Source organism: Mycolicibacterium sediminis (genome assembly GCF_010731735.1).
In the GTDB taxonomy this organism is placed as follows: Bacteria; Actinomycetota; Actinomycetes; order Mycobacteriales; family Mycobacteriaceae; genus Mycobacterium; species Mycobacterium sediminis.
Map to the genome: position 1 here is coordinate 4,234,020 of NZ_AP022588.1, position 25,983 is coordinate 4,260,002.

24 protein-coding genes are annotated in these 25,983 nt (G+C 67.3%); 16 read left to right on the top strand and 8 right to left on the bottom strand.

What is annotated here, in order from left to right:
- Positions 1 to 193: 193 nt before the first annotated feature.
- Positions 194 to 985 carry a helix-turn-helix transcriptional regulator gene (locus G6N64_RS20245; RefSeq protein ID WP_163799154.1) on the bottom strand — a complete coding sequence of 264 codons (792 nt, stop codon included), beginning with the start codon at positions 983 to 985 and terminating at the stop codon, positions 194 to 196.
- Between the two features lie 77 nt (positions 986 to 1,062).
- Here G6N64_RS20245 and ilvD point away from each other — a divergent pair, with 77 nt between their 5' ends.
- Entirely contained in the window at positions 1,063 to 2,940 is a 1,878-nt protein-coding gene (ilvD, locus tag G6N64_RS20250) for a dihydroxy-acid dehydratase (RefSeq protein ID WP_163799156.1), read from the top strand.
- 29 nt (positions 2,941 to 2,969) lie between these two features.
- The gene (locus tag G6N64_RS20255) at positions 2,970 to 3,170 is read left to right on the top strand and encodes a hypothetical protein (protein WP_163799158.1); all 201 of its coding nucleotides are present in this window, start codon (positions 2,970 to 2,972) and stop codon (positions 3,168 to 3,170) included.
- 3 nt (positions 3,171 to 3,173) lie between these two features.
- Here G6N64_RS20255 and G6N64_RS20260 read toward each other — a convergent pair whose 3' ends face one another.
- Positions 3,174 to 3,467: a putative quinol monooxygenase gene (locus tag G6N64_RS20260; protein WP_163799160.1), complete on the bottom strand. Its 294-nt coding sequence runs from the start codon at positions 3,465 to 3,467 to the stop codon at positions 3,174 to 3,176.
- A 3-nt stretch (positions 3,468 to 3,470) separates the two neighbouring features.
- Positions 3,471 to 3,899, bottom strand: coding sequence for a nitroreductase family deazaflavin-dependent oxidoreductase (locus tag G6N64_RS20265; protein ID WP_163799162.1), 429 nt, complete (start codon positions 3,897 to 3,899; stop codon positions 3,471 to 3,473).
- A 714-nt stretch (positions 3,900 to 4,613) separates the two neighbouring features.
- Between G6N64_RS20265 and G6N64_RS20270 the strand changes: the two genes are divergently transcribed.
- From G6N64_RS20270 to G6N64_RS20285, 4 genes are all read left to right on the top strand, one after another.
- Positions 4,614 to 5,408, top strand: coding sequence for a phosphodiesterase (locus G6N64_RS20270; protein WP_163799164.1), 795 nt, complete (start codon positions 4,614 to 4,616; stop codon positions 5,406 to 5,408).
- A gap of 58 nt (positions 5,409 to 5,466) precedes the next feature.
- Positions 5,467 to 7,020 carry a fused MFS/spermidine synthase gene (locus tag G6N64_RS20275; RefSeq protein ID WP_409370767.1) on the top strand — a complete coding sequence of 518 codons (1,554 nt, stop codon included), beginning with the start codon at positions 5,467 to 5,469 and terminating at the stop codon, positions 7,018 to 7,020.
- Between the two features lie 101 nt (positions 7,021 to 7,121).
- Positions 7,122 to 7,736: a DUF1989 domain-containing protein gene (locus tag G6N64_RS20280; protein ID WP_163799166.1), complete on the top strand. Its 615-nt coding sequence runs from the start codon at positions 7,122 to 7,124 to the stop codon at positions 7,734 to 7,736.
- A gap of 35 nt (positions 7,737 to 7,771) precedes the next feature.
- On the top strand, positions 7,772 to 8,893 hold the full coding sequence (locus G6N64_RS20285; RefSeq protein ID WP_163799168.1) for an oxidoreductase: 1,122 nt from the start codon (positions 7,772 to 7,774) through the stop codon (positions 8,891 to 8,893).
- A gap of 24 nt (positions 8,894 to 8,917) precedes the next feature.
- Here the strand turns inward: G6N64_RS20285 and G6N64_RS20290 are convergent, their stop codons facing one another.
- Complete coding sequence (locus tag G6N64_RS20290) at positions 8,918 to 10,471, bottom strand: PucR family transcriptional regulator (protein ID WP_163799169.1); 1,554 nt, start codon at positions 10,469 to 10,471, stop codon at positions 8,918 to 8,920.
- Between the two features lie 104 nt (positions 10,472 to 10,575).
- On the opposite strand from G6N64_RS20290, the gene G6N64_RS20295 reads away from it, so the two are divergent.
- Genes G6N64_RS20295 through G6N64_RS20315 form a run of 5 tightly spaced genes read left to right on the top strand, consistent with a single transcriptional unit; the run spans position 10,576 to position 14,576 of the window.
- Complete coding sequence (locus G6N64_RS20295; protein WP_163799171.1) at positions 10,576 to 12,000, top strand: cytosine permease; 1,425 nt, start codon at positions 10,576 to 10,578, stop codon at positions 11,998 to 12,000.
- A complete protein-coding gene (locus G6N64_RS20300; protein ID WP_197748293.1) occupies positions 11,997 to 12,581 on the top strand; it encodes a VOC family protein in 585 nt (194 codons plus the stop codon). Before G6N64_RS20295 ends, G6N64_RS20300 begins: the two co-directional genes overlap by 4 nt.
- A 51-nt stretch (positions 12,582 to 12,632) precedes the next feature.
- On the top strand, positions 12,633 to 13,010 hold the full coding sequence (locus G6N64_RS20305; protein ID WP_163799173.1) for a TetR/AcrR family transcriptional regulator: 378 nt from the start codon (positions 12,633 to 12,635) through the stop codon (positions 13,008 to 13,010).
- Positions 13,007 to 13,369 (top strand): hypothetical protein, encoded by a 363-nt coding sequence (locus tag G6N64_RS20310; protein ID WP_163799175.1) that lies wholly within the window; start codon positions 13,007 to 13,009, stop codon positions 13,367 to 13,369. The genes G6N64_RS20305 and G6N64_RS20310 overlap by 4 nt, the downstream gene beginning before the upstream one ends.
- A gap of 16 nt (positions 13,370 to 13,385) precedes the next feature.
- Positions 13,386 to 14,576, top strand: coding sequence for a GDSL-type esterase/lipase family protein (locus G6N64_RS20315; protein WP_197748294.1), 1,191 nt, complete (start codon positions 13,386 to 13,388; stop codon positions 14,574 to 14,576).
- Between the two features lie 240 nt (positions 14,577 to 14,816).
- Here the strand turns inward: G6N64_RS20315 and G6N64_RS29960 are convergent, their stop codons facing one another.
- Complete coding sequence (locus G6N64_RS29960) at positions 14,817 to 14,984, bottom strand: hypothetical protein (RefSeq protein WP_174266849.1); 168 nt, start codon at positions 14,982 to 14,984, stop codon at positions 14,817 to 14,819.
- Positions 14,985 to 15,225: 241 nt separating this feature from the next.
- Here G6N64_RS29960 and G6N64_RS20320 point away from each other — a divergent pair, with 241 nt between their 5' ends.
- Positions 15,226 to 16,302, top strand: a complete 1,077-nt coding sequence (locus G6N64_RS20320) for an isocitrate/isopropylmalate dehydrogenase family protein (RefSeq protein ID WP_163799176.1) — start codon at positions 15,226 to 15,228, stop codon at positions 16,300 to 16,302.
- Positions 16,303 to 16,345: 43 nt separating this feature from the next.
- Here G6N64_RS20320 and G6N64_RS20325 read toward each other — a convergent pair whose 3' ends face one another.
- Positions 16,346 to 17,257: a LysR family transcriptional regulator gene (locus G6N64_RS20325; protein WP_163799178.1), complete on the bottom strand. Its 912-nt coding sequence runs from the start codon at positions 17,255 to 17,257 to the stop codon at positions 16,346 to 16,348.
- 175 nt (positions 17,258 to 17,432) lie between these two features.
- On the opposite strand from G6N64_RS20325, the gene G6N64_RS20330 reads away from it, so the two are divergent.
- From G6N64_RS20330 to G6N64_RS20345, 4 genes are read left to right on the top strand one after another with little or no spacing between them, the layout of a single operon-like run.
- The gene (locus tag G6N64_RS20330; protein ID WP_163799180.1) at positions 17,433 to 18,770 is read left to right on the top strand and encodes an MFS transporter; all 1,338 of its coding nucleotides are present in this window, start codon (positions 17,433 to 17,435) and stop codon (positions 18,768 to 18,770) included.
- A gap of 5 nt (positions 18,771 to 18,775) precedes the next feature.
- Entirely contained in the window at positions 18,776 to 19,810 is a 1,035-nt protein-coding gene (locus G6N64_RS20335) for an Ldh family oxidoreductase (protein ID WP_163799182.1), read from the top strand.
- Entirely contained in the window at positions 19,807 to 20,631 is an 825-nt protein-coding gene (locus G6N64_RS20340; protein ID WP_163799184.1) for an amidohydrolase family protein, read from the top strand. The genes G6N64_RS20335 and G6N64_RS20340 overlap by 4 nt, the downstream gene beginning before the upstream one ends.
- Positions 20,632 to 20,689: 58 nt before the next feature.
- The gene (locus G6N64_RS20345) at positions 20,690 to 21,466 is read left to right on the top strand and encodes a fumarylacetoacetate hydrolase family protein (protein ID WP_163799186.1); all 777 of its coding nucleotides are present in this window, start codon (positions 20,690 to 20,692) and stop codon (positions 21,464 to 21,466) included.
- A gap of 249 nt (positions 21,467 to 21,715) precedes the next feature.
- Here G6N64_RS20345 and G6N64_RS20350 read toward each other — a convergent pair whose 3' ends face one another.
- Together G6N64_RS20350 and G6N64_RS20355 are read right to left on the bottom strand one after the other, a co-directional pair.
- Positions 21,716 to 24,049 (bottom strand): thiamine pyrophosphate-binding protein, encoded by a 2,334-nt coding sequence (locus G6N64_RS20350; RefSeq protein WP_163799188.1) that lies wholly within the window; start codon positions 24,047 to 24,049, stop codon positions 21,716 to 21,718.
- Between the two features lie 110 nt (positions 24,050 to 24,159).
- Entirely contained in the window at positions 24,160 to 25,983 is a 1,824-nt protein-coding gene (locus G6N64_RS20355; RefSeq protein WP_163799190.1) for an FAD-dependent monooxygenase, read from the bottom strand.

The following is a 25,983-nucleotide window of genomic DNA, read 5'->3' on the forward strand; positions in this document are numbered from 1 at the left end:
CAGGCCGTGGCGAGCAGTGGCCGACCATTCCGGCTCGGGAACGCTCGAGTTCTTCAGCAGGGTGGGTGACGATGCATGTCTCATGCCTCGACTGTGGCGTGTACCGAGCGACGTGTGTGTTCGGATTCTGGACACCCTGGGTAACGTCGGTCACTGGCGGTGGCGGGGAGCCCGATCCGATGGAATCGGCCGATCACATCGGCGTGTAGACGACCACCTGCAGTTCGGGTTGGTCCGACGGGCGTAGCTGGTGGTGTTCGTATGTCACGGTGCTGCCGGAGGGATGGTGGAACACCCGCTCGCGGGACTCGAAGCCGCCGATGTCGTGCCGTTCCCAGCCCGCCTGGAACTCGGGACTCGCGTCGACGAGGCGTGCCACCAACTCGAGCAGGGAGGGGTCACCCAGCCGCGATCCGACCTCCGCCCGAAACTCCGCAAGGAAGCGCTGACTGGTGTCCTCCCAGTCGGCCAGCAATCCCCGCACGAACGGGTCGGTGAAGACCAGCCACAGCAGATTCCTGTCGGCGGAGGCAGTGGTGGCGACGTTGGGGTAGAGGCGCTCGTACGCGGCGTTCCAGCCGGCGATACCCCATTCGGCCGTCAACGCGTAGGCGGGATTGTCGCCGATGGCATCCAGGAGCCGTTGCACGTGTGCCGGCACCGCGGCCACCTCGTCGGCGGCCGCGGCGGGCATCGGCGCGTAGCCGGCCAGTGCGAGCACGTACCGGTGCTGCGCGACGCCGAGCCGCAGGGTCCGGCTGACGGCGTCGAGCACTTGGCGCGAGGGATTGATGTCGCGGCCCTGTTCCAGCCAGGTGTACCAGGTGACGCTGACCCCCGACAGATAGGACACCTCCTCCCGCCGGAGGCCCAGGGTGCGGGCGCGTCCCGCAGGCGGCAGACCGAAGTCGCTGCGGATCAGGTCTTCACGTCGGCGGCGCAGATAGGCACCGAGTTCCGCGCGCCGGTCGTCCTGTGTGGGCACGGTAGTGAACCTAGTAGTCCCACTACTAGTGGTGACACCGTCTTCTCATCATCGCCCCCGACCCGCATGGTGGAGTCATGCCCATCCCCATGCGTTCTCGCACCGTCACCCACGGCCGCAACATGGCCGGGGCGCGAGCACTGCTCCGTGCCGCCGGCGTCGCGCGGGAGGACTTCGGCAAGCCGATCATCGCGGTGGCCAACAGCTTCACCGAGTTCGTCCCCGGTCACACTCACCTTCAACCGGTGGGGCGCATCGTGTCCGCGGCGATCCACGCCGCGGGCGGGATCGCACGCGAGTTCAACACCATCGCCGTCGACGACGGCATCGCGATGGGACACGCCGGGATGCTGTACTCGCTGCCGTCCCGGGACCTCATCGCCGACTCGGTGGAGTACATGGTCGAGGCGCACCGGGCAGACGCCCTGGTGTGCATCTCCAACTGCGACAAGATCACTCCGGGAATGCTGATGGCCGCACTGCGGCTCAACGTCCCGACGGTGTTCGTCTCGGGTGGGCCGATGGAGGGTGGCCGCGCGACCATGGTCGACGGTCGCGTCCGCACCGGGTTGAACCTCATCGACTCCATGAGCGGCGCCGCCGACCCGGACGTGGGCGAGGCGGACCTGGCCCGCATCGAGGAGGCCGCCTGCCCCACGTGCGGGTCGTGCTCCGGGATGTTCACCGCCAACTCGATGAACTGTCTCGTCGAGGCGCTGGGCCTCGCGCTGCCGGGCAACGGCTCGGTTCTCGCCACGCACACCGCCCGTCGCGCGCTGTACGAAGACGCCGGCGCGACGGTGGTCGATCTCGCATTGCGGTACTACGACGGGGAAGACGCCTCGGTGCTGCCGCGGGCCGTCGCATCGCGAGCGGCGTTCGAGAACGCGATGGCGATGGACGTCGCGATGGGCGGTTCGACCAACACCGTGCTGCACCTCCTCGCCGCAGCGCACGAAGCCGAGCTGAACTTCACCCTCGACGACGTCGACGCGATGTCCCGGCGCGTCCCGTGTCTGTCCAAGGTGGCGCCCAACGGTCCCCACCTGATGGAGGACGTGCACCGGGCGGGCGGCATCCCGGCGATCCTGGGGGAGTTGCACCGCGCCGGGCTGCTGCGGCCCGACGTCCACGCCGTGCACGCCGCCACCCTCGGCGAGTGGCTCGACACCTGGGACGTGCGAGGGCCGGCCCCGTCCGACGAGGCGGTCGACCTGTTCCACGCCGCCCCCGGAGGGCGCCGCAGCGCGACGGCGTTCTCCCAGTCCGAACGGTGGGAGGGCCTCGACCTCGACGCCGCCCACGGGTGCATCCGCGACGTCGGGCACGCCCACAGCCTCGACGGCGGTCTGGCGGTCCTCACCGGCAACCTCGCCCCCGACGGATGTGTGGTGAAGACCGCGGGTGTGAACGACGCGCTGCTCGAATTCACAGGTCCCGCAGTGGTCGTCGAGTCCCAGGACGAGGCGGTCGACGCCATCCTCGGTGGGCGGGTGTCCGCCGGGGACGTGCTCGTCGTGCGCTACGAGGGGCCGCGCGGCGGGCCAGGGATGCAGGAGATGCTGTATCCGACGTCGTTTCTGAAGGGCCGCGGACTGGCGACGTCGTGCGCGTTGATCACCGACGGCCGCTTCTCCGGCGGTAGTTCCGGCCTGTCCATCGGACACGTCTCACCCGAGGCCGCCGCGGGTGGCCCGATCGCGCTGGTCGAGGATGGCGACATCCTCACGATCGACATCCCCGGGCGCAGGATCACCTTGGACGTCGACGACGCCGACCTCGCCATCCGCCGCGCCGCCCGCGAGTCCGGCGGTTACCGACCGCACAGTCGGCAGCGCCCGGTGTCGGCCGCGCTGCGCGCCTACGCCCTGCTGGCCACGTCGGCCGACCGGGGCGCCGTCCGTGACCTCGACGGCGCATTCCGGCAACCCGTCATCGGCGTGGGCTCCGGCTGACCGGACCCGCGCGCCCGCATGATTGGCCGATGTCGAAGCGCGCGGAGTACATGTTCGCGTTGTACTCGGGGTCGGTCGCCGATCCCGGCGACCGGAACCCGTACGCCCCCGAGTGGATGGTCTTGGCGAAACTGTGGCAGCACGGATACGAGCGGATGCTGCGGGTCCGAACCGAGACCGAGCAGTCGTCCCCGCGAGGACGAGCCGCACCCGATCCGGACCTCGATTGACCGCTAGACGTCGGTGTCGAGGTACCGGATCTTCACCGGCGGGGCCGCGAGCAGAGCAGGGAGCGCCTCGATCTTGCCGTCTGCGGCCCTGAACGCGCGGTACGCCTCGTCCTGTTCCACCGAGTCCCAGCGTTCGTAGATGATCCAGTGACCGGGGTCGTCTTCGTCGGCGATGACGTCAGTGGTCAGATTGCCGTCGAAGTCGCGAGTGGTCTGCAGCTCTCGCCGCATCAACTCGCGTGCCTCCGCAACCGATTCGGGCTTGAACTTGAGTTCCAGTAACACGGTGATCGCCACGAGTCAGTTTCCCACCCTTTCGAGTTCGAAGACGGGGATCACGCGCGCGGTCTTGCGCTGATAATCGCCGAACTGGGGCTCGACCTCGACCTGCTTGGCGTAGACGTCGTCCCGCTCGTCCCCGGTCAGCAGTCGAGCATTGACACCGAACGTCTCGCTGCCGTACTCGACGACGGTGTCGGGGTGTGCGACCAAGTTGTGGTACCAGTCCGGATTCGTGTCGGTGCCGCCCTTGCTGGCGAAGATGAAGAGGCGGTCGCCGTCCACCAACGGAACGAGCGGGGCGATGCGCTCGGTGCCGGACTTGGCGCCGGTGTGGTGCACGAGCACCAGCGGCTTGCCCTCGAAGACGCCGCCGGCGGTCCCACCGGACTCGCGGAATTCGGCGATTACCTTGCGATTCATCTCGTCGAAGTCAATGGGCTCCGGCATGGGCTGCTCCTTCGCGTGCATCAGGTGGCTCGAGTCGTGTCGGTGCGACACCACTTCCTCTCAGCGGTTCGCACCGGGTTTTGATTCCCCGGCGGACCGGTTGAGCCGTCTTGGGGCGGCCGCTTCCCTCGACGATGCACCGGTTGCATCGTCACCCAGGCGGCCTGTCCTCGTGAGGCCGACCCTGCGGGCCGCATCCTCGTTGCTGGGGCAGACATGGGTACAGCGATACCCGGCGTTCGTCGTCCTGGGAATAGATATTCGCGTGACACGGTGCGAATGACGTTGCAAGACGACGAATTATCATCTGATTTCAGGTACCCGACCAACTCGACACGCACATCGAAGGTCGGGTCCCAGACGGAAGGCGACAACGGTGACCAACGATTCGCGCAGACGAAACAGGAGCAACTCGTTACTCGCGGCAATGAGCGTGGGTGCCATTCTGGCAGCGGGCGCCCTGACGCTCAACGCGGTGGAGTCGGAGGGGATGACGAGCCTGTCGAACGCTCCGTCAGCCGAGTACGGGGAGACGACCAAGAAGTCGACGACTCCTTCGACTCTCCAGACACAATCCGCAGTGCCGTCAGTACTCGCGCCACCGGCGCCCACCGAGGAGCCTGGCTGAACCCATCGTGACAAGGTGTTGCCTACGGTCCACTTTTGGCCGGGCGTCGTGTAGCTAGTCTGTCCGCCGCGTGTAAGAGTGGCCCGATGCTCATCGCGCAACTGTCGGATTTGCACGTCTGTCCCCACGGAATGCTCTATCACGGCGTGGTGGACTCCAACGGCGCGCTCGTGGACGCCATCGACCATCTGCTAGCGATGGACCGCCGTCCCGATCTCGTCCTGCTCACCGGCGACCTCGTCGACGAGGGTAGGCCGGAGGAGTACGAGTATCTCCGGGAGATATTGCTGCGCTTGACTATTCCGTTCCTCCTGATCCCCGGCAACCACGACGATCGAGAGAACCTCCGAACCGCGTTCTCTGACCACCGCTACCTACCTGCGCATGGACCGCTGCACTACTGCGTGGACGACCATCCCGTTCGCATCATCGGACTCGACTCCACCGTTCCGGGAAGCCACCACGGACACGTCGACCCCGATGGCCTCACCTGGCTCGCCGATACGTTGGCGGCGAACACGACCAAGCCGACTCTGCTGATGCTGCACCACCCGCCGATCGTCAGCGGCATCGACGTCATGGACCAGTACCGCTACGTCGACGGCGCCGGGTTGCGGGCGGTCGTCGAACGCGTCGGCAACGTCGAGATCGTGCTCTGTGGACACGTGCATCGGTCGATGCTCACCCGGTGGGCCGACACCGTCCTCTGCGCCTGTCCGAGCACCGTCACCGAGATAGACCTGCGGCTGTCGGCCGGCGCATCACCGTCCAGCCACGCCGGACCACGAGGGTGCATGTTGCACCTGTGGAACGAGCGGCACGGCCTCGTGAGCCACACCAGTCAGATCGGCGTGTTCGACGGCCCCTACCCGTTCGTCTGAACGCCGGTCCAGGGCCCATGCGGAGATCGTTCAAGGCCGCTGCCGGTGGACTGGGAGTATGGGCCGCGTGACCGAAACAGATCCCCCACCGTCCGGACACTCGGAGTCGGCACAGCGGGCCAGGATGGGGTTCCGCGCCGCAGCGGTTCTCGTCGTCGCGTCGTCGGCGGCGGTGCTGGTGGTCGAGATCACCGCGCTGCGACTACTCGCTCCGTACCTCGGTTTGACGCTCGAGACCAGCACCTTGGTGATCGGAATTGCGCTCAGCGCAATCGCTCTCGGCTCCTGGGCGGGTGGACGCATTGCCGACCGCGCGGATCCGCGTCGGCTGATCGGACCCGCACTCGCCGCATCCGGCATCGTCGTCGCGTTCACGCCTGCGGTACTCCGAAGCGTTGCCGAGTGGGCACCGCCGCTCCTGCTGTTCATCGCATCGCTGACGATCCTGGTCCCCGGTGCGCTGCTGTCCGCGGTCACGCCGATGGTGACCAAGTTGCGCTTGAGCACGCTCGCCGAGACCGGAACCGTGGTGGGGCAACTGTCGGGCCTGGGGACTGCCGGCGCCATCGCAGGCACCGTGGTGACGGGCTTCGTCCTGCTGTCGAGGTTCCCGATCACCGCGATCCTCGTCGGACTCGGGACGCTCCTGGTCGTCGGCGCGGCCCTGTTCGAATGGCGGACCCGCGGCGTGCGCCGACTGAGTGCCGCGGCGTTGGCGCTGGCGATGGTCACGGCCGGTCTCGTCAGTTCCTTCGCGCCTGGCAGCTGTCATGCGGAGACGAAGTATCACTGCGCCCAGGTCGTCGCCGATCCCGAGCGCGATGGCGGACGCACCCTGATCCTCGATGGAGTGCGGCACTCGTACGTCGACGTCGACGATCCGACCTTCCTCGAGTTTACCTATGTCCGAGCACTTGCCGCGGTCGTCGACGTAGCGTTTCCCGCCCGTCAACCGCTCGACGCCTACTACCTCGGTGGGGGCGGCCTCACCTTCCCCCGGTATCTCGCGAGCACCCGGCCCGGTACCCGGGGTCTGGTCTCCGAGATAGACGCCGGGGTGGTGCGCATCGACCGCGACGAACTCGATACGCCGGACGCGGGCATCGCCGTACGGGTCGAGGACGGCAGGCTCGGCTTGACGCGGCTGCCCACGGAAGGCCAGGACCTCGTCGTCGGGGATGCCTTCGGAGGCGTGAGCGTGCCGTGGCATCTCACGACGGTGGAGGCCATGACCGACGTCCGCCGCGTCTTGACACCCGACGGTGTCTACGTCGCCAACCTCATCGATCACGGCGACCTCGCGTTCGCGCGTGCGGAGGTCGCAACCCTGCGGCAGGTCTTCGACTACGTCGTCGTTGCCGGTGAACCCGAAGACCTCGGCATGGACCCGGTCGCGGCACCCGATGGCGGGAACATCGTGGTCGCGGCGTCCGACCGGCCGATCGACCCCTCCGCCATCCACACGGCACTGGATGCCCGGGAAACGGACTGGACGACTGCTGCCGGCGCCGACCTCGCAGCGTGGATCGGCGACGACGTCGAGCCACTGACGGACGACCACGCGCCGGTCGATCAGCTGCTCGAGCCCTACCAGGTGCGGCGCCCTCAGTGATGTCGGTGGTCGAGGCGCCATGGAGGAACGCACACCGATCCGCCACGTCGCTGGGCGAAACGCCATGAGCAGTCCACACGTCGACGACGTTGACTGTGGACATGGAGTTGACGCACGACACCGCGAGCATGATGATCCCCGCCGGCCAAGGGCTGGCGTTCCGCATCCGGACGGGTGACCGCTTCCGACTCGTCGACACCGAGGGCGGCCAGGTCGGCGACCTCTTCGCGTTCGCCGCAGACGACCCGGGCGAGTATCTCTCCGCCGCCCACACCCGTACGGCGGTCAGCAGGCTCTTCCCTCGCATCGGGGAGCACTTCGCGACGAATCGACGGCGGCCGATCCTGACCCTCGTCGCCGACACGTCACCGGGTGCGCACGACATGCTCATCGCCGCCTGTGACGCTGCCCGCTACGACGCGCTAGGAGAGGCCGAGCACGCCTCGTGCGCGGACAACCTCCGAATCGCCCTGTCCGGCCTGGCGATGACCACGCACCTCGTCCCGCAACCCGTCAACGTCTTCATGAACATCCCGGTGGGCACCGACGGCGACCTGACCTGGCTGCCAGCGCCCAGCCGGCCCGGAGACGCGGTGACGTTCGAGGCCCACATGGACAGCGTGGTCGTCGTATCGGCATGCCCGATGGACCTCAATCCCATCAACGGCGAGCGACCGACCTCGCTCGCCATCGAGTTCGTAACACCCCGCACCTAGCACCCACCCCGGCACCAACACAGCAGGAGGAAGCCATGCAGTACCCGCACCCCGCCCTGAGTCCCTCGTTCATCGGCGCCATCGCGCTGCGCAACCGGCTCGCCGTCGCACCCATGACCCGCGTCTCGGCCACGCCCGATGGCCTTGCCACCGCCGAGATGGCCGACTACTACGCGGCATTCGCCCGTGGCGGCTTCGGCGTGATCGTCACCGAGGGCATCTACACCGACACGACCCACAGCCAGGGCTACCCCAATCAGCCCGGCCTGGCGACCGAGGCGCACGTCCAGGCGTGGAAGCCGGTGACCGACGCCGTGCACTCCCATGGCGTGCCCTTCATCGCCCAGTTGATGCACGCGGGCGCACTGTCCCAGGGCAACTCCTTCGGCGCCGCGACCATCGCACCGTCGGCCGTCACGCCGATCGGGCGCCCCCTGGGGGAGTACGGCGGATCCGATCACTGGCCCACGCCGCGGGCCATGACCGCCGACGACCTCCGCAGCGTCGTCGACGGCATCGCCGACGCCGCCGTGCGCGCACGTGAGGCAAGGTTCGATGGGGTCGAGGTCCATGCCGCCAACGGTTACCTGCTGGACCAGTTCCTCACCGTCTACACCAATCAGCGCGACGACGACTACGGCGGTGACGTGACCAACCGCATCCGGCTGACCGCGGAGGTCGTGATGGCGATCCGCGACCGCGTCGGCGCCGACTTCCCGATCGGCGTGCGGTTGTCCCAGACCAAGGTCAACGACTTCACCTATCGCTGGCCGGGTGGCGCTGCCGACGCCGAGGTCGTCTTCGCCGCACTCGCTCGTGCCGGTGTCGACTATCTGCACATCGCCAGCGAGGGCCGCGACTTCATCGACACGGCAAGGCTTTCGGACGGCCGTACCATCACCGCGCTGGCTCGCGAGGTCGCCGCGGTCCCCGTGATGGCCAACGGTGGGATGCACGACCGTGGCCAGGCGGCCGACGTGCTCGATGGAGGGCATGCCGATCTGCTCTCGGTGGGCCGCGGCGCACTGGCCAACCCGGACCTGCCCGGGCGACTCGCCTCGGGCGAGGAGCTGAACCCGTTCGACCACGCAATGATTCAGCCGATGGCCACGATCGCCAACACGCGGGAGTGGTCTGCCACCCAGCGGGTCGGCTGAGGACCTCGAACGCTGCCCCGAGCCTCAGCCGAGGGCGTCGGCCTCGATCGCGAGGAACAGGTCGACGCGATCCTCCAGGCGGGCGACGTCCCGCCCGGTCAGTTCGCCGATCTTTGCGACGCGGTTCCGCAGGGTATTCACGTGGACGTACAACTCTGCCGCAGTGGTCGACCACTGCCCGTCGTTGCCGAGGAAGCATCGCAGCGTCACCTCGAGTTCCGTGCCGTGGGCCGAGTCGTGGGCGCGTAGCGGACCCAGGAGGTCGTCGGCGAACCGCCTTAGCACCGTTCGGTCGTGCAATCCGAGCAGCATCCGGTGGGTGCCGACGTCGGCGAAGGTTCCGACGCGGGATCCGGCACTGCGGCGGCAGAGCACGTGGCAGACCTCCCGCGACCCGATCAGGGATTCCCGCAGCGCCGCCGAACCGACGGCGACGTCGCCGATCCCGACCACCGTCCGATCCTCGGGGTACCGCGCGCTCAGCGCGTTGACCAATTCCTCGGCCAACGCGGCGATCGCCATGACGGATTCGTGCCACGGGAAGACGACGACGGTGTCCTGACTGCCCGCGACGACGACTGCCGGAACCCCTCTGCGAGCGAAGAAGTCCTCCACGACATCGGTCGATCCCGGAGGCCGTCGCGGCCCGTCGCCGACGACGATGGTGATGACGGCCAATCGGCCCGCGGGGTCGATGCCGAACGCCCGCAACCTGTCTCGGACTTCACCGGCCCGCGGCGCACCGGACAGGATCATCTCGAGCAGTTCGCCGGCGAAGCGCGACTCGATCGCCTGGAGTGCCTGCTGCTTGGTGACCTCCAGGCTCAGGAACCGGGCCGCCTGGTCGACCGCACCCCGCTCCTCCGGTGTGAGATCGGCCAGGGGGCGCAGGCAGAACAGGCCTGCATCCACCTCGCCCATCGCCCCCTCGACGAGGAAGAGCGAGGCATGGCCGCCCTCGGGCACCTCGACTTCGAGCGGCGGGGGCCTGCGGGCGAGGGCCCGAGCCGCGGACCGGTCGAAGTCGGGACGTGTCTGAATGCCGGCCAGTCGGCGGCCCATCCTGTCGACGACGACCAGTGGCAGGTCGTGGTCGCGCCGAAGGACGTCGAGCACGCCCTCCGCGCCACCGCCGCGCGAGATGGCCGTCGCGAGCGCGTTGCCTCGACGCACCAGGCCGGCCAGTGCCTCGTGGCGCGCCGCACCCTGGATTCGTGCCGCCGCCTCCGTAACGGCGGTGAACGGCACGGCGATCGACACCGATGCCAATGGCAGCCCCGCCACCGTGCACGCCTCGACCAAGTCCCTTGGCGCCGTCGGCGTCGTCTCGGTGAGCCCGAACACCAGGCCCGAGGCCCGCGCCCGCTGCAACGCAGCGACGAAGTCCGCGGCTGCCGAGTCGGCGTGCCACAGACCGTTGGTCAGCACCAGTTCATCGGCCCGGACGTAGGGCGACGGATCGGGGAGTTCGGTGTTGTGCAGCCACAGCACCTCTCGGTCGACGTCGCCGGGGGCGCCTGGCACCAGAAGGTCGAGTTCCAGCGCGGCATCGTCGAGCAGGGCACGAAGCGTGAGCACGTGTCTCATCATCCATTCGAACGGCCCGACGGTGGACGTTTATCCACTCACCAGGTGCTGTCGGCGGTGTTTCGATGATCGTGCCAGCAACCAAGGAGCCTGCGATGTCGACCAGTCCGCTTGACGCACCGACCACCGAAAGCCCAACGGAGGACGCCGCAGTGCCCTTCGACGCCCACGGAATCGACCCGATTCCCGACGACAGTCGCGACTGTTCGCCGTGGGAGTTGTTCTGGATCTGGGCCGGCGCCAACATCGCACCCATCAATTGGGTGCTCGGGGCGCTCGGCATCACCTTGGGCCTCAGCCTGACGGAGACGCTGCTGGTGGTGGTGTTCGGCAACCTCGTCGGGTGCGCCGTGTTCGGCGTATTCAACGTCATCGGCCACCGCACCGCCGTCAACCAGATGGTGCTGAGCCGGGCGCCGTTCGGGAGAAGGGGCGCGATCGTGCCGGGGCTCGTACAGCTCGCCCTGGCGGTGGGCTGGGTCGGTGTCAACACATGGGTGGTCCTCGACCTCGCTCTGGCGATGCTGAGGGAACTCGGCGTCACCGGCGGTGTCTGGCTCGAGGTCGCCGTCGCCGCCGGCATCATGGCGGTCCAGCTCGGACTGGCGCTCTACGGGTTCTATGCCATCCGGAGTTTCGAGAAGTACACCGTGCCCGCCACGGTCCTGGTGATGGCGATCATGACCGTCATGGCCATGGCGACCACCGACGTCAACTGGAATCTGAACGGGGCTCCGATGGACGGCGGCGACAAGGTCACCGCGGTGACGCAGTTGCTGACCGCCATCGGCATCGGCTGGGGCCTGACGTGGATCCCGTACGCGTCCGACTACAGCCGGTTCGTCCGCGTCACCGCGTCCACCCGCGCGGTGTTCTGGTCGTCGTCGCTCGGCATGTACGTACCGACCGTCTGGCTCGCCGCGCTGGGCGCGTGTCTCGCCAGCGCCGGACACGGCAGCGACCCGTCGACTCTGGTCGTGAGCACCTTCGGCGTGATGGCGATCCCGGTGTTGCTGCTCCTCGTGCACGGGCCGATCGCCACGAACATCCTCAACCTCTACTCCTGCTCGCTGGCCGCGCTCTCGATCGGCGTGCGGGCGGCGCGTTGGAAGGTGACCATGGTTGCGGGCCTGGTCGCGGCGGGCGTGCTGGCGGTCTTCGTCAACGCCGACAGCTTCGCGCATGCCTTCGATCAGTGGATGGTGTCGATCCTGGTGTGGATCAGCCCGTGGGCGGCGATCGTCCTCGTGGACTACTTCGCGGTCCGGCGTGGCGCACTGGACGTCGCCACGCTGTACCCGGGCGCGGGTGCATCGGCGGGATCGGCGTTCAATCCGATCGGATTGCTGAGTCTCGCAGCGGGACTGATCGCGGCCTGGGCGTGGCAGTATGGGCTGGTGCCCGCCATGCAAGGTCCGTTGGCCAAGGCGTTCGGCAACACCGACTTCTCCTGGCTGTCCGGCAGTCTCGTCGCCGGTGGCCTGTACTTCCTGCTGACGCGGCGGGCGGTGCGTTCGTGAGTGACGACTCCGCGTTTCCGACCGTGCTGAGTTCCACGACGTTGTCCAATGGCTTCCTCGGCAAGCTCATCGAGATCTGCTTCGTCACCGCCGACCACCGGCGGACGATGGAGGGCCTGGTGCGTCTCGGCATCGGACCCTGGCGGGTGTACACCTTCGACTCGACGACGGTCACGGGCCGTACCTACCGCGGCGAGGACGCGGACTACGGGATCAAGGTCTGCTTCGCCGACGTCGGCGACCTGGCGGTCGAGATCATGCAACCGCTGTACGGTCCGTCGATCTTCCAGGAGTTCCTCGACACCCGCGGCGAGGGCATCCAGCACGTCGCATTCGACTGCGAGGAGAAGCCGTGGGGGCAGCGGGCGGACGAATTCGAGCGGCGGGGCTTCCCGCTGATCCAGTCGGGCCGGTTCGTCGACGCGAACGCATTCGCCTTCTTCGACACCCAGGCTGCCACCGGCACCACGTTCGAAACCTACTCGATCCCTCCGGGATTCGTGTGGCCCGAACCCGAGGAGTGGTTCCCGGGCCCGCCGCCACCGGGTCAGGCGCCGCCGGTGCGGGAGCAGCAGCACTGAGGTGTAGCGGCATTCTTGACCGATCGTTCTTGAACGTTTATTCTCAAACCCATGGGTCGCCCGCGCCGGTTCGACGAGGCCGGTGCCGTCGAGGCCGCTTCGGCGGTGTTCCGACGGGGAGGGTATGCCGCGGCGTCCATCGACCACCTCGTCGAGGCAACGGGAATGCATCGTGGCAGCCTGTACAACGTCTTCGGGAGCAAGCACGGTTTGTTCCTCCGCGTCCTCGACGCTGCGGAGGCGCCGGATGCCGACCCCGCTGAACGGCTCGATGTCCTGATGGTCGCGTTGCTCGAACTTGCGGCCGTCGACCGGCGAGTCTGCGATCGCGTCACGGGCATCATCAGCGAGAACGACGTCACGGCACAGCAATTGGGAGAGCGCCTGCTGGCGCGGGCGATCTCCCACGACGAGAAGGAGTCGAAGTGAGCAGCAACCGAGTCACCGTCACCGAAGGCAGCCTGGTGGTCGAGCCAGTGGGATTCGACAAACTGTGGTCCTTCACCCGTCGTCTCAGATTTCCACTGGCCCATGTGCGGGGAGCGACCTTCGACCCAGGCATGAGGGACGAACCCAAGGGGTGGCGCGGCCCGGGGCTCGGCATTCCCGGCAAGCTCTCGGGCACCTTTCACTCGGATGGCAAGAAGCAATTCTGGAACATCTCGGGGTACGACCGCGCGGTCGTGGTCACGCTGGACGCCGCTGAACGGTTCGACCGCCTGGTGATCACCGTCGACCGCCCAGAAGAGGTGGTCGACGCCATCAACGGTGCCTGCGGCGCAGCGTGATAGCAAGGGCCACAACATGACACCCGAGATGCACTCGCGCACCATCGGTGCCGACCTCTTCCGCGGTTTGGCCGAGCTGGAGCGTACCGAGCTGGGCTGGCTGCCCCATCGACTCCCTGCGCGAGCCCGCGCGCAATGCGCAGATCCCCAGTTGGCGTCGGCGGAGGCGCAGCCATCCGGTGTTCGGCTCGTGTTCCGGACTCGTTCCACCACGGTGGAACTCGACCTCCTCCGGACGCGGGTAACGCTGTCCGGGGTGCCCGACCGGCCGCCGGGAACGGTCGACGTCACGATCGGCGGCCAGCTGGTGGGTCAGGCCACGACGACGGGCGGGAACGTGGTCCGCATCGACATGGCGACGGGGCGGACGGATGTCGAGAGGGGAGCGCCCGGGACCGTGAGCTTCGACGGTCTACCCGCGGGGGACAAGGACGTCGAAGTCTGGCTGCCCTTCCACGAGCGGACCGAGATCGTCGCGCTGCGTACCGATGCGCCGATCGCGCCGTCACGGACGGGGAATCGGCCGGTGTGGTTGCACCACGGAAGCTCGATCAGTCAGGGGTCGAATGCCCTGAGCCCGAGCACGACGTGGCCTGCGGTGGCCGCAGCGCTGGGAGGGGTGGAGCTGATCAACCTCGGCCTGGCGGGAAGCGCCATGCTCGATCCGTTCACGGCACGGACGATGCGAGACACGCCGGCGGACTTCGTGAGCGTCAAGATCGGCATCAATCTGGTCAATGCCGACGTCATGCGGCAGCGTGCCTTCGGCCCCGCGGTGCACGGCTTCCTGGACACCGTCCGCGACGGGCATCCGGAGGTGCCGCTGCTCGTCGTCGGACCCCTGCACTGTCCGATCCACGAGGACACCCCGGGCCCCGGAGCCTTCGACCCGGCGGCGCTTCGTGCCGGTACGGTGCGCTTCATCGCCACGGGCGATCCCTCCGACGTCAACGCCGGCCGGCTCGCGCTGAGGGTCATTCGCGAGCAACTCGCCGACGTGATGTCCGCCAGGGCCGCTGACGATCCGCACCTGCACTACCTCGACGGACACGAGCTGTACGGCCCCTTGGACGTGGCCGAGCACCCACTGCCGGACAACCTGCATCCCGACGCCGCGACACATCTGTTGATCGCCGAACGATTCGCCCGCTCGGCGTTTTCGGTCGGCGGGCCGTTCGCGCGGCGATCGGGCGAATTGCGTACCTGAGGCCCACACTGGGCGACTCCTAGGAGTGCCGGCACGCGAGAGTTGCGTAATGGCGCGGAAGTGCGAGTGGGCGTCTGCAGAATGCGACTCTCGCTGATGCGGACCGCCGAGTGCCCGCCGAGGTGGAAGCCAGTGTCGTGATCGGGCGCGCAGAGCGACGTGACTCTCCAGTTCGGCGCAACAGCCCTGCACGACGAAGGGGCACCCGCCGCAGCGGGTGCCCCTCCAAGAATTGAGTGCTTAGCGGCCGTTGCCCACCGTCGACTGGGGGGAGCCGACGCTGGCCTGCTGCTGGATGTCGTGCACCCATGTGTGGTGGTCGATGCCAGCCGACGCCGGGGCTGCCAGAGCTAATGTGGCGGCGGCGAAACCTGCGGCGATGGTGCCGACGAATCCGAGTTTCTTCATGGTCTTCCTCTTTCCCTCTACTCGCTCTGGCTGAGCGTTCTGGTGGGCATAACCGGCAGGTCAGGGAAAGAACTTCCGGTGGCAGTGATTGAGTGGCGGGTGGCAGTAAGGGCCACCTGGTTGGTTATTTGGGCCAGCGTGCCGTCACACGCGAGGTGGAACACCGAGAACTGGGTATCGAACACAAACGACTTTCGTCGCGGGTTCGAGGCGAAGCGGTAGACCGCGAGGAGAACACGCGATGAGCGCCACGATCCTGGTACTTCCCGGCGATGGAATCGGTCCGGAGATTACACCTGCGACCCTGCAGGTGCTCCAGGCAGCCGACCGCGCCCTCGGACTGGACCTCGGCTTCGAGATTCACGACATCGGGTTCGCGAGCCTGGCGCAACACGGCACCACCCTCACCGACGGCACGCTCGCGCGGGTCCCGGAGGTGGACGGCGTCATCTTGGGACCGGTGTCGCATTATGACTACCCGCCTCGCGCGGAGGGTGGGATCAACCCCTCGGCGGAACTCCGAACAAGGTTCGAGCTGTACTCCAACATCCGGCCCTGCCGATCCCGGGAGGGCCTGACGATACTTCGCGATCCGATGGACCTCGTCATCGTCCGCGAGAACACCGAAGGTTTCTACTCTGACCGCAACATGTTTGCCGGCACCGCGGAGTTCATGCCGGAGGACGGCATGGCACTGTCGATCCGCAAGATCACGGCGAAGGCGTGCGAACGGGTGGCACGCACCGCGTTTCAGTTGGCTGCCGGCCGTCGTCGGAAGGTGACCGCGGTGCACAAGGCCAACGTGTTGAAGATGTCGGATGGGTTGTTCCTGAAGCAGGTCCGGCTGGTCGCTGCCGAGTATCCCGGCGTCGAACTCGAGGAACTCATCGTCGATGCGACGGCGGCGCTGCTGATCCGCCATCCCTCCCGGTTCGATGTCCTGGTCACCACCAACATGTTCGGCGACATCCTCAGCGACGAGGCATCCGAACTCTGCGGCAGCCTCGGACTCGGTGGGGCGATCAACGCGGGTGAGGACATCTGCGTGGCACAGGCGCAGCACGGGAGTGCCCCCGACATCGCAGGTCGCAATGTCGCCAACCCGACCTCGCTGATCCTGTCGGCGGCGATGCTGCTCGACTGGATCGGCAAGCGTCACAACGACGATCGGTTGATCGCGGGCGGTGACCTCATCTCACGTGCGGTCGACCACGTGCTGGACGACCCCGCGACCCGCACCCACGACATCGGTGGAACCCTTCACACCGACGCGTTCGCCGACACCGTCGTCGCCGAAGTGGAACGCCTCAGTGCGTGACTTCGGCACACGATCGGGCTGGGTGACCTACCACCGAGTGTGATCAGATGGCCGAGTAATCGTCGACGACGGTCTGCAGGATCCCTTCCAACCTCTGTGCTGCGGTCGTGAACTCGGCGTCACGAATGCGCGCGGAGCATATCCGCCGTGTCGGGATGGGCCCAGCGAGCCGTTTGACGACGACGTCGCCGCGGAGTTGATGCGCGGCCAGACGGGGGCACAGCGTGATTCCCAGACCGGCTGCGACCATCGCCTGCGTTTCCTGGTAGTCGCTGACCTCGATCGCGATCTTCGGCGCGAATCCCGCGGCGTGCGCACAGCGGAAGAGCAACTCAGCCGTGGGGTGCCCCCCGGCACGCACGATCCATTCCTCGGCGGCGACATCGGCGAGGTCGATGTGATCGACGCGAGCCAACGGGTGGTCGGCGGCGACGATGAGAACGGTGGGGTCGAAGAGCAATTCCCGGCGGACGACGTCCGCGTCGGGGGTCTGATTCCAGGGGTAGTCCCACGTCAGTGCGAGGTCGAGCTGGTGTTCGTCGAGTAGTTCCCGCAGTGGGCTGATCCGGCTCGAGTGAACCGCGAGGCGGATACGCGGATACGCCGTACGCAGTCCGATGACGACGTCGGGAAGTAGCGCTGCGGCGAACGTAGGGAAGACCCCGAAGCGCACGGTGCCGGTGTAACCACGTTGAAGTTCCTCGAGGTCGGCGCTCAGTGCGTCGAGCTGATGGTCGATGGCCTGGACCCGCCGGACCACGAGATGTCCTGCCGCAGTGAGGCGAACCCCCTTGGGATGACGGTCGACCAGTGTGGCGTGAAGCTCCATCTCGAGCTTGCGGATCTGCTGCGAGACCGCAGAGGGGGTGTACCGGAGTTCCGACGCGGCGCCTGCCATCGATCCGTGGCGCTCCACCGCGGCGAGGATGTGAAGACGGATGAGATCGGGCCGCATTGCTCGACATTAGCAAAACTTACTTTGTGTTCAAGCAGACGTAACTAGATCTTACGCAACTGCGCTGCCATAGTGAGGAAAGCAGCCGACGACGCACCCCATCGGGGTCGAAAGCGCCACTGAGGCAACACTCGACGTCCCGGATCCGGCCATACCCTTACTTGGAGGCGATGACATGGACACCCAACGACCCGAGTTCACCGGGGCGCGGCGGAGGAAGATCTTGCTCGCCGCTGCAGCCGGGAACTTCGCGGAATGGTACGACTGGGGCGTCTACGGCGTGGTGGCGACCATCATCGCCGCCCAGTTCTTCGAACCGGGGAACCCCACCGCAGCGCTACTGAACACATTCGCCGTGTTCGCCCTCGGATACATCGCCCGCCCCATCGGCGGAATCATCTTCGGACGCATCGGCGACAAGTTCGGCCGCAAGCGCGCCCTGTCGATGACGATCCTGCTCACCTGCGGCGGCACCGCGGCCATGGGCCTACTTCCCACCTACGACAGTGTCGGCCTGCTCGCCCCGGGCCTGCTCCTGGTATGCCGACTCGCCCAATCCATGGGCGCCGGTGGTGAGTACGCCAGCGCCATCGGCTTCGTCTACGAGCACAGTTCCACCCACGATCGCGCAAAGAACGTCTCGCGTCTGATCGCCACCACGTTCGTCGGGATCATGGCGGGTTCGGTCTTGGCGCGCCTCACATCGGCCGTCATTGGTCAGGACGCATTCGAGAGTTACGGGTGGCGTTTCCTGTTCCTTCTGGGATTGCCGCTGGCTGCGATCGGCTTCTATCTGCGCGCTCGAGCCGACGAGACGCCAGAGTTCGAGCAGCTCAAGGCAGAACGTGCCAAGGCGAAGGAGGTCGCCAGGCCGCTGTCGGACGCGTTGCGCTCATCGTGGAAGTTGATGTTGGTCTTCGCCGTCCTCACCGCGAGTTACGCGCTCATCAGCACCACCATCACCTCCTACCTGACGACGTTCCTCAAGGAGACGACGAAACTGACGGCTGACCAGGCGTATACGGCGACGATCGTCAGCAATGTCGCGGTTATCGTCGCCACCCTGGTCGCCGGATCGTTCTGCGACCGAATCGGACTGCGCAAGATGTTCATGATCGGTGGCGGTGTGGTGGCCGTGGTCGCCGTCCCGACGCTGGTGCTCGCCTCCAACGGTTTCGTAGGCGGGCTCCTCGGCAGCGTAGGCATCGGAATCTGCAAGGGGTTGTTGGCCGTCCCGGCCCTGGTGGCGCTCAGCCAGCTGTTCCCGATCGCGGTCCGGATAACGGCGGGCGCGCTCGCCTACAACGTCGTCCAAGCCGTCTTCGGCGGGACCGGGCCCGCCATCGGCATCACGCTGAACGAATTGACCGACGGGCCCAATGGATTCGCGCTGTACCTGGCGGCGCTGGCGGCCATCACCGCCGTGACCGCCTTCGCGGCCCGCTCCACCTTCGCCAATGACACCGACGCCATACAAGCCCGTGTGACCGACCAGCACAGCGACAGGAAGTGACATCCATGTCCACCACGACGATCCCAGTCGACGAACTCACCCATCTTGCAGCCTCGGCCCTCACCACGGTCGGATTGACCCAGGCCTCGGCAGACGTCGTCGCCGACGTCCTCGTCTTGGCCGACCTGTTCGGCATCCACACCCATGGCGTGCTGCGTGTTCCGCAGTATCTCGAACGTGCCGGTATCGGGGGGATCAATCCCCACGCCGACATCACGACCACACACGTCGCTCCTGCTCTGGCCCTGGTCGACGGAGACAACGGCGTCGGCCCCCTGGTAGCCAACGCGGCCCTCGACGCTGCCCTCAAGTCCGCGAGAGACACCGGCGTCGGAGCCGCATTCGCGCGACACAGCAACCACTTCGGTCCCGTCATGCCCTACCTGTTCAAGGCTGCGTCCGAGGGGTTCGCGGCGATCATCGCGAGCAACGCGACCACCACCATCGCACCCTGGGGCGGTAGAGCAACTCGACTGGGCAACAATCCGCTGGGCATGGGCATGCCCAACCCCGGTTCGGATCCGATCCTCCTGGACATCGCGCTGAGTGTGGCTGCGCGGGCCAAGATTCGCGCGGCAGCCGCAGATGGTCGCGACATACCCGACTCCTGGGCGACCGACGAATCCGGGCGTCCTACGACGGATCCGCATGCAGCGCTGGAGGGCTTCCTTCAACCGATCGCCGGCCACAAGGGGTACGGCTTGGCGGTCATGGTCGATCTCTTCGCCGGATTACTCTCCGGTGCAGCGTATCTCGACAAGGTGAGTTCGTGGAGCGTCGCACCTGAACGTCCGCAGAACCTCGGGCACTTCTTCATCCTCATCAACACGCGGCTACTGGCCGCCCCGGACGTCCTCGGCGAGCGAGTCAACGACTTCGGTGAGCGCCTGCACGCGGTACCGGCGGCAGATCCCGGCCAGCCGGTACGACTGCCCGGCGAGATGGAGATGGCGCGCTACCACCACCAACGTCGCGACGGAATCACCCTCGACGAGAAGGACGTTCTTGCCCTCCGCGAGCTCGTGCGGGCTCGAACATGACTCCTCGCAGCTGGGACTGTCACACCCACGTGTTCGGCCCGTACGACCGGTATCCGTTGGACCCGAACAGGAGCTACACGCCGCCGCCGGCCTCCGTCGCCGACCTGCAGGCCCACCTGGACGCGCTGGGCATCGAGCAGGTGGTTCTCGTCCAGCCGCACTCCCACGGCACGGACACCCAAGCGATGATGGCCGCTCTCAACGTGCTTGGCGGTCGGGCGAGGGGAGTCACGGTCGTGGATCCCGGGGCGACGTCGGTCGACGAGTTGACGGACCTGCGTCGACAGGGCATCCGCGGCGTCCGGGTGAACGTTCACACCGCGCGCTCGTCCATGGCGGTGCCGGAAGTGCATCGCATCGTGGAGATGCTCAAGGGGTCCGGTCTGCACCTCCAGCTCTTCGCACCTGGATCAGAACTCGTCGAACTCGTTCCGCAGCTCGACCGGTCCGTCCCCATCGTGGTCGACCACATGGGAATGGTTCTGCACGGAAACGGACACCGCGATGCGATGGACGTCATCCGGGCTCTCTGCGAGCACGACTGCTGGATCAAGCTCTCCGCCCCAGAGCGGATGGGTGTCCAGCCTGACGGGGGCGAGGCTCGTCGGGTCGTGGAGGAGTTCGCAACGCTCGCACCGCACCGCATCGTGTGGGGCAGCGACTGGCCGCACAGCGCGTTGACCCACGACCGGCCCGTCGAGGAGACCGAACCCTTCCGTGCCGTCGACGACCGCGCCCGTCTCGAGATGCTCGAAAGATGGCTCGGCGCGGACCTGTACGGGTCGACGCTGTGCGACAACCCGGAGTCCCTGTACGCGTGACGATTCTTCGGACGGAATGTTCCGCGACACGACGAACTCAAGACCCTCGAGGACACCAATGAGATACGCACGCATCGAAGCCAAGGGACGAACCACGTGGGCCCTGGTCACCGAGGACGGGTTCCAGGAACTGGCGGGGCCACCCCGCGGCGACGTCCGTCCAGGCGCGGCGACGATCGATCGGGGTGAGGCGCGACTCCTGGCGCCGGTGGCGCCGTCGAAGATCTTCTGCCTCGGACGCAACTACGCCGCGCATCGTTCGGAGATGGGCTTCACCCACGACGGCGCACCGTCGGTCTTCATGAAGCCGCTCACCACGATCATCGGTCCTGGAGACGACATCGTGCTGCCCCCGAGAAGTCTGAGCGACCACGTCGAGCACGAGGCGGAACTGGCCGTCGTCATCGGTCGGACCGCTCGTTTCGTCAGTGCCGCAGACGCGCTCACGTACGTCCTGGGATACACCTGCGCGAACGATGTCAGCGCACGCGATCTGCAACGAAGCGACCCACACCCCACCCGCGGGAAGGGCTTCGACACCTTCTGTCCGGTGGGACCCTGGATCGAGACCGACCTCGACGCCATCTCGGGGGTTCGACTGCGGTGCCGGGTGAACGGCACCCTCCGCCAAGACGCGTCGACGGCGGACATGACGTACGACATCCCATTCCTGATCGAGTACCTGAGCGGATTCTCGACCCTGCACCCAGGGGACCTCATCCTCACCGGTTCCCCAGGGGGCACCGAGGCCATCCACGCGGGCGACCGAATCGAGGTCGACGTCGAGGGGATTGGAACGCTGACCAATGGAGTCGTTGCCGCGGACCGCTCCTGAGCGACACGCGGTACCCCCGCACCCGAAGCGGCGACGCCCTGTCAGCGATATGTAACCCGCGAGTGTGGGACGTGCGTACGCGAACGCGCCGGATTGCGTGCATTACGCCCACATTCGCCGGTGCGCGAGGCGCCACCCGTCGAAACGGAAGCCAGTGTCGCGATCGCGCCCGTGTGGCGACGTGACTCTCCAGTTCGGCGGAACAGTGCCAGCACGCGAAGGAGGGGCACCCGCCCTGGCGGCTCCGCGTCAGGTCACCAGGTCGAGCGCGGCGCGGACGATGCCGTCGGTGTCGATTCCGTGGTACTCGTACACCGCGTCGAGGGATCCGACCTGTCCGAAGCCGCTCACGCCGAGCGACGCGACGGGTACCCGGTTGATGGTGCCCAGAAAGGTCAGCGTGTGGGGGTGCCCGTCGAGGACGGTGACCATCGGGGCAGCACGGTCGGCGGGAAGGATCTGGTCGAGGATCCACGACGGGCCCTCGCCGAGGCCGTGGCGTGCCTGCAGCGCCTCGTACAGCAATCCGGGGCTGGTGACGCACACGACGTCGGCCGCGATGCCGAGTTGAGCCAATCGATCTGCGGCGAACAAGCTTTCGGTGACCACGGCGCCCATGGCGACCAGAGTGATGGCCGGTCGACCGTCGGCTCGCCTCAGTGCGTAGCCGCCGGCAACGACCTGGCGGCGACGGCGTTCCCGCGCGGCGGTGTCGGTGGGGACGTCGGCGAGTTCCTGCCGCACCGGTCTGGTGGACAGTCGCAGGTAGGACGAGGTGCCATTGGGACGGCCCAGCCGTGACAGGCAATCCATCAGCGTCCATTCGACTTCCACCGCGAATGCGGGTTCGAAGCCGACGCATCCGGGTTGTTCGAGACCGATGGACGGCGTCTTGATCGACTGATGTGCACCGCCCTCGGCGGCGAGGCTGACCCCCGACGGGGTGCCGACCAGAATCGACTGGCCGCCAGCGTAGATGCCGTAGGACCAAGGTTCCAACGCTCGCTCGACGAACGGGTCGTACAGCACCCCGATCGGGAACAGCGGCTGCCCCCAACGGCTCCAGGTGGCACCGAGTTCGGAGATCAAGCCGACGAGATTCGTCTCGGCGATGCCGAGCTCCATGTGTTGCCCGGCGGGGTTCTCCCGCCAGTGCATGATGGTCTCGCGGTCGTCGTCGAACCAGTTGCGTCGTTCGTCCGTGGACCAGACCCCCACCTTGTTCAGCCAGCCGGCGAGGTTGGTCGACGAACTGACGTCCGGGCTGACCGTGACCACGCGTCGCGCCACCTCGGGCGCATCTCGGCTGAGGTCGAGGAGGGCCCGGCCGAGGGCGGCCTGCGTCGTCGACACCGCCGGCGGGGTCCGGCCCAGGTCGGCGGGCACCGCGGGCGGCGGCACCGGCGTCGGATCGTCACGGCGCAGCCGTGCGGCAGTGGCAGCGCACAACCGGCCGGCGGGACTCTGCGCGTCGAAGGTGACCCACGGTCGGGCGACGTCCTTGCCGAGGGACGTGGCGAGTTCGCCGTACTGCTCGTCGGTCAGCAGCGACGAGTGGTTCTGCGGATGTCCCACGGTGGGAAGGCCGTAACCCTTGATGGTGTAGGCGATGACGATCGTCGGACGGGTGTCGTCGATCAAGGCGAACGCCTCGCGTAGTGCATCCAGGTCGTGGCCGCCGAGGTTGCGGATCGCGGCGATCAGGGTGGCGTCGTCCAGACCGTCTACGAGGGTGTTGATCTGATCGACGTCGGGACCGCTGCCGGGTAGCCGCTCCCGAAGTTCGGCGGCGCTGCACCGCAGGAGACGCTGGTACTCGGGGTTCGGCATGTCCAGGATGCGGCGGCGCAACGCCTCTCCGCCCGAACGAGTGAACAGTTCTTCGAGCAGCCTGCCGAACCGGACGGTGACGACCTGCCAGCCGGCGGCGGAGAACATCGATTCCAGTCGTCCCGCCGCGATGTTGGGGACGACGCGATCCAGGGACTGCCGGTTCATGTCGACGATCCAGACGATCTCGCCGAGATGGCTCACCGAGGGGTCCAGGATGGCCTCCCACACCGCGCCCTCGTCGAGTTCGGCGTCACCGACGAGGGAGTACTGACGACCGGCACCGGAGTCGGCGAGGGTGGTGTCGACGTAGCGGCGGGCGATGGTACCCCAGATGGGGGCGGTCGCGCCGATGCCAACCGAGCCGGTGGAGTAGTCGACGGGGTCGGGGTCCTTGGATCGGCTCGGATAACTCTGCAGACCGCCGAACTCCCGCAGCGTGGTCAGGTACTTCTCGTCGAGTTCGCCCAGCAGGTAGTTGACGGCGTGCAGCACGGGGGAGGCGTGCGGCTTGACCGAGACACGGTCTTCGGGCCGGAGGTGCTCGAACCACAGCGACGTCATGATCGAGACCATCGACGCCGAGGACGCCTGATGTCCACCGACCTTCATCCCCGTCGGATTGGACCGGACTCGGTTGGCGTGATGCACGATCGCCGTGGACAGCCACAGCGTCGCATCGCGGATCTGTTCGAGCGCTTCGCCATCGACATTCCCGTGCGCGGTGGACGAGTTCGTCGGAGAGGGGTTCATCGGCGCTCCCTGCGGTGGTTCTGGTCGAATGGCCCTTCCGATTGCCGCCGCAGCGTCGTCCCCTGCAGCGGTGTCGAAGAACCCGATGATTGTCGCCCTGAGGTGGGGCGTCAGTCGAGCGCCGACGTGGAATTCGCTGCTCGTGCCGGTTCGAGGTCGCCGCCGGCGGGATACACCCCGGCCCAGGCGGACTCGAGGAACCGCCGAAGCTGGTTCGATGAGTCCTTTCCCCCGCGGTTGCGCCAGACGACGTGTCCGTCGGGTCGCACCAGTACGGCTCCGCGCTCGCCGACCTGCATCGATTCGATGACGTGGACGTGGTCGTCGGGGACGGGGGCCGTCAGCGCCACCACCGTGATCGGAACGGCCAGTGCGGCGTCCTCCACGATCGCCGACCAGTCCACGACGGCAGCGGTGAACAACGTCAACCCGTGCGCCTCCACGAGGTCGTGCACGGGACGGACGTTCCCGTCGCCGTCGCACACCGGCGTATGAGGCAGCCGAGCACCCGGGTGCGTCGTCGGGTGGTAGTGCGCCACGTCGCCGTCGAGGCAGGGCCCCTCGGTGGAGGTGTCGATCAGCGGACCGTCGTAGGCGTAGCCGAATTCCAGACCGCTGGCCACGAAGTGCTCCTCCTGGGTGGGAATGGCGTCGGCCATGTGGCGACGCAGACGCCGACCGCGCGCGTCGTCCTTCGAGAGTCGCCTCGTCCGCGAGGTCTGCGCATGGGTCAGACGGTCGGCGACGGTGGCCATGACTCGGTCGGGTATCCGTGCCAGCCACGGCATGGCCATCAATTCGGTTGCCCGGTGCAGTGACCGATTGGTGATTCCCAGTGGCGCGGTGACGACGTCGAGATTGAAGTGGTTCGTCGTGCTCTGCTCGGCGAACCGGGTCACGACGGGGCGACGCTCCGTCTCGTAGGTATCCAGCAGCGAGTCGGACGCACCGTGGCGGAGTATCGCGGCGAGCTTCCAGGCCAGGTTGTGGGCGTCCTGCACGCCGCTGTTGAGTCCGAAGCCACCGGTGTGCGGAAAGCGGTGTGCGGCATCGCCGATCAGCAACAACGGGCCGCGTCGGAAGGTCTCGGCGAGTTGCGAGGTCATCGTCCACGTCCCGGTGGACCGAATCCGGTAGTCAGCCGCGCCGATCACCTTGGGGAGCACGTCGTTCCAGAATTGCTCGCTGCGGCGCGCGACCGGCTGGGCCGGGTGCAGATACGGGGTCATCAGTACGTAGTCGTCATCGGCGTGGGCGATCATCACCCCGCTGAAGTCCGGGTGGTAGATCCAACTGAGCAGCGGACGGTCATGACCGTCGGGGTAGAGCCCCGCCGCATGGAAGAAGACGCTGCCCATGTTGGCCAGGATCGGACCGCGCATCGCGATGCCGGCACGCTCGCGCAGGATGCTGTTGGCGCCGTCGGCCGCGACGACGTACCTTGGCACCACCGCGGTGGGCGGCGCCCCGGGCGGTTGCAGTAGCAGGCTGCCGTCGACGTGATCGGCGCGCCAGCCGCGCCGGAAGTCGACGAGGGCCTCGGCGTCGAGTGCTTCCCACAGGGCCGGCATGAGTAGGTGTTGACCGATGTGTGAGATCAAATGCGGGCTGTGCGAACGAACCTCGACGAGTCGGTCGGGTTGGGAGAGCAGGTCGATCTCGCCCAGTGGCGCGCCGCGGACGTCGGTGCACCATCGGATCACGTTGACCGTGTCGATCGGCGGAGTCATCGCCGCCAGTGCGCCGACCAGTGTGGGGGAGGCCTGAGTCCAGATCTCCAGGCTGCGGGCGTTGACGACGTGCGCGGCCGGGTGGAGACGCGTGTCATTACGGGAATCGACGATGGTGCTCGGGATGCCGTGGCGGGCCAGCAGCAGCGCCAAGGTGGACCCGGCGGCGCCGGCGCCGACGATGACGACGTCGTCAGTGGTCAT

Excerpts from the sequence above, each read along its gene's own strand:
- ilvD (WP_163799156.1), top strand. The coding sequence starts at position 1,063 with ATGCCCATCCCCATGCGTTCTCGCACCGTCACCCACGGCCGCAACATG.
- G6N64_RS20255 (WP_163799158.1), top strand. The coding sequence starts at position 2,970 with ATGTCGAAGCGCGCGGAGTACATGTTCGCGTTGTACTCGGGGTCGGTC.
- G6N64_RS20265 (WP_163799162.1), bottom strand. The coding sequence starts at position 3,899 with ATGCCGGAGCCCATTGACTTCGACGAGATGAATCGCAAGGTAATCGCC.
- G6N64_RS20270 (WP_163799164.1), top strand. The coding sequence starts at position 4,614 with ATGCTCATCGCGCAACTGTCGGATTTGCACGTCTGTCCCCACGGAATG.
- G6N64_RS20275 (WP_409370767.1), top strand. The coding sequence starts at position 5,467 with ATGGGCCGCGTGACCGAAACAGATCCCCCACCGTCCGGACACTCGGAG.
- G6N64_RS20280 (WP_163799166.1), top strand. The coding sequence starts at position 7,122 with ATGGAGTTGACGCACGACACCGCGAGCATGATGATCCCCGCCGGCCAA.
- G6N64_RS20285 (WP_163799168.1), top strand. The coding sequence starts at position 7,772 with ATGCAGTACCCGCACCCCGCCCTGAGTCCCTCGTTCATCGGCGCCATC.
- G6N64_RS20295 (WP_163799171.1), top strand. The coding sequence starts at position 10,576 with ATGTCGACCAGTCCGCTTGACGCACCGACCACCGAAAGCCCAACGGAG.
- G6N64_RS20305 (WP_163799173.1), top strand. The coding sequence starts at position 12,633 with ATGGGTCGCCCGCGCCGGTTCGACGAGGCCGGTGCCGTCGAGGCCGCT.
- G6N64_RS20315 (WP_197748294.1), top strand. The coding sequence starts at position 13,386 with ATGACACCCGAGATGCACTCGCGCACCATCGGTGCCGACCTCTTCCGC.
- G6N64_RS29960 (WP_174266849.1), bottom strand. The coding sequence starts at position 14,984 with ATGAAGAAACTCGGATTCGTCGGCACCATCGCCGCAGGTTTCGCCGCC.
- G6N64_RS20320 (WP_163799176.1), top strand. The coding sequence starts at position 15,226 with ATGAGCGCCACGATCCTGGTACTTCCCGGCGATGGAATCGGTCCGGAG.
- G6N64_RS20325 (WP_163799178.1), bottom strand. The coding sequence starts at position 17,257 with ATGCGGCCCGATCTCATCCGTCTTCACATCCTCGCCGCGGTGGAGCGC.
- G6N64_RS20330 (WP_163799180.1), top strand. The coding sequence starts at position 17,433 with ATGGACACCCAACGACCCGAGTTCACCGGGGCGCGGCGGAGGAAGATC.
- G6N64_RS20335 (WP_163799182.1), top strand. The coding sequence starts at position 18,776 with ATGTCCACCACGACGATCCCAGTCGACGAACTCACCCATCTTGCAGCC.
- G6N64_RS20340 (WP_163799184.1), top strand. The coding sequence starts at position 19,807 with ATGACTCCTCGCAGCTGGGACTGTCACACCCACGTGTTCGGCCCGTAC.
- G6N64_RS20345 (WP_163799186.1), top strand. The coding sequence starts at position 20,690 with ATGAGATACGCACGCATCGAAGCCAAGGGACGAACCACGTGGGCCCTG.
- G6N64_RS20350 (WP_163799188.1), bottom strand. The coding sequence starts at position 24,049 with ATGAACCCCTCTCCGACGAACTCGTCCACCGCGCACGGGAATGTCGAT.
- G6N64_RS20355 (WP_163799190.1), bottom strand. The coding sequence starts at position 25,983 with ATGACCACTGACGACGTCGTCATCGTCGGCGCCGGCGCCGCCGGGTCC.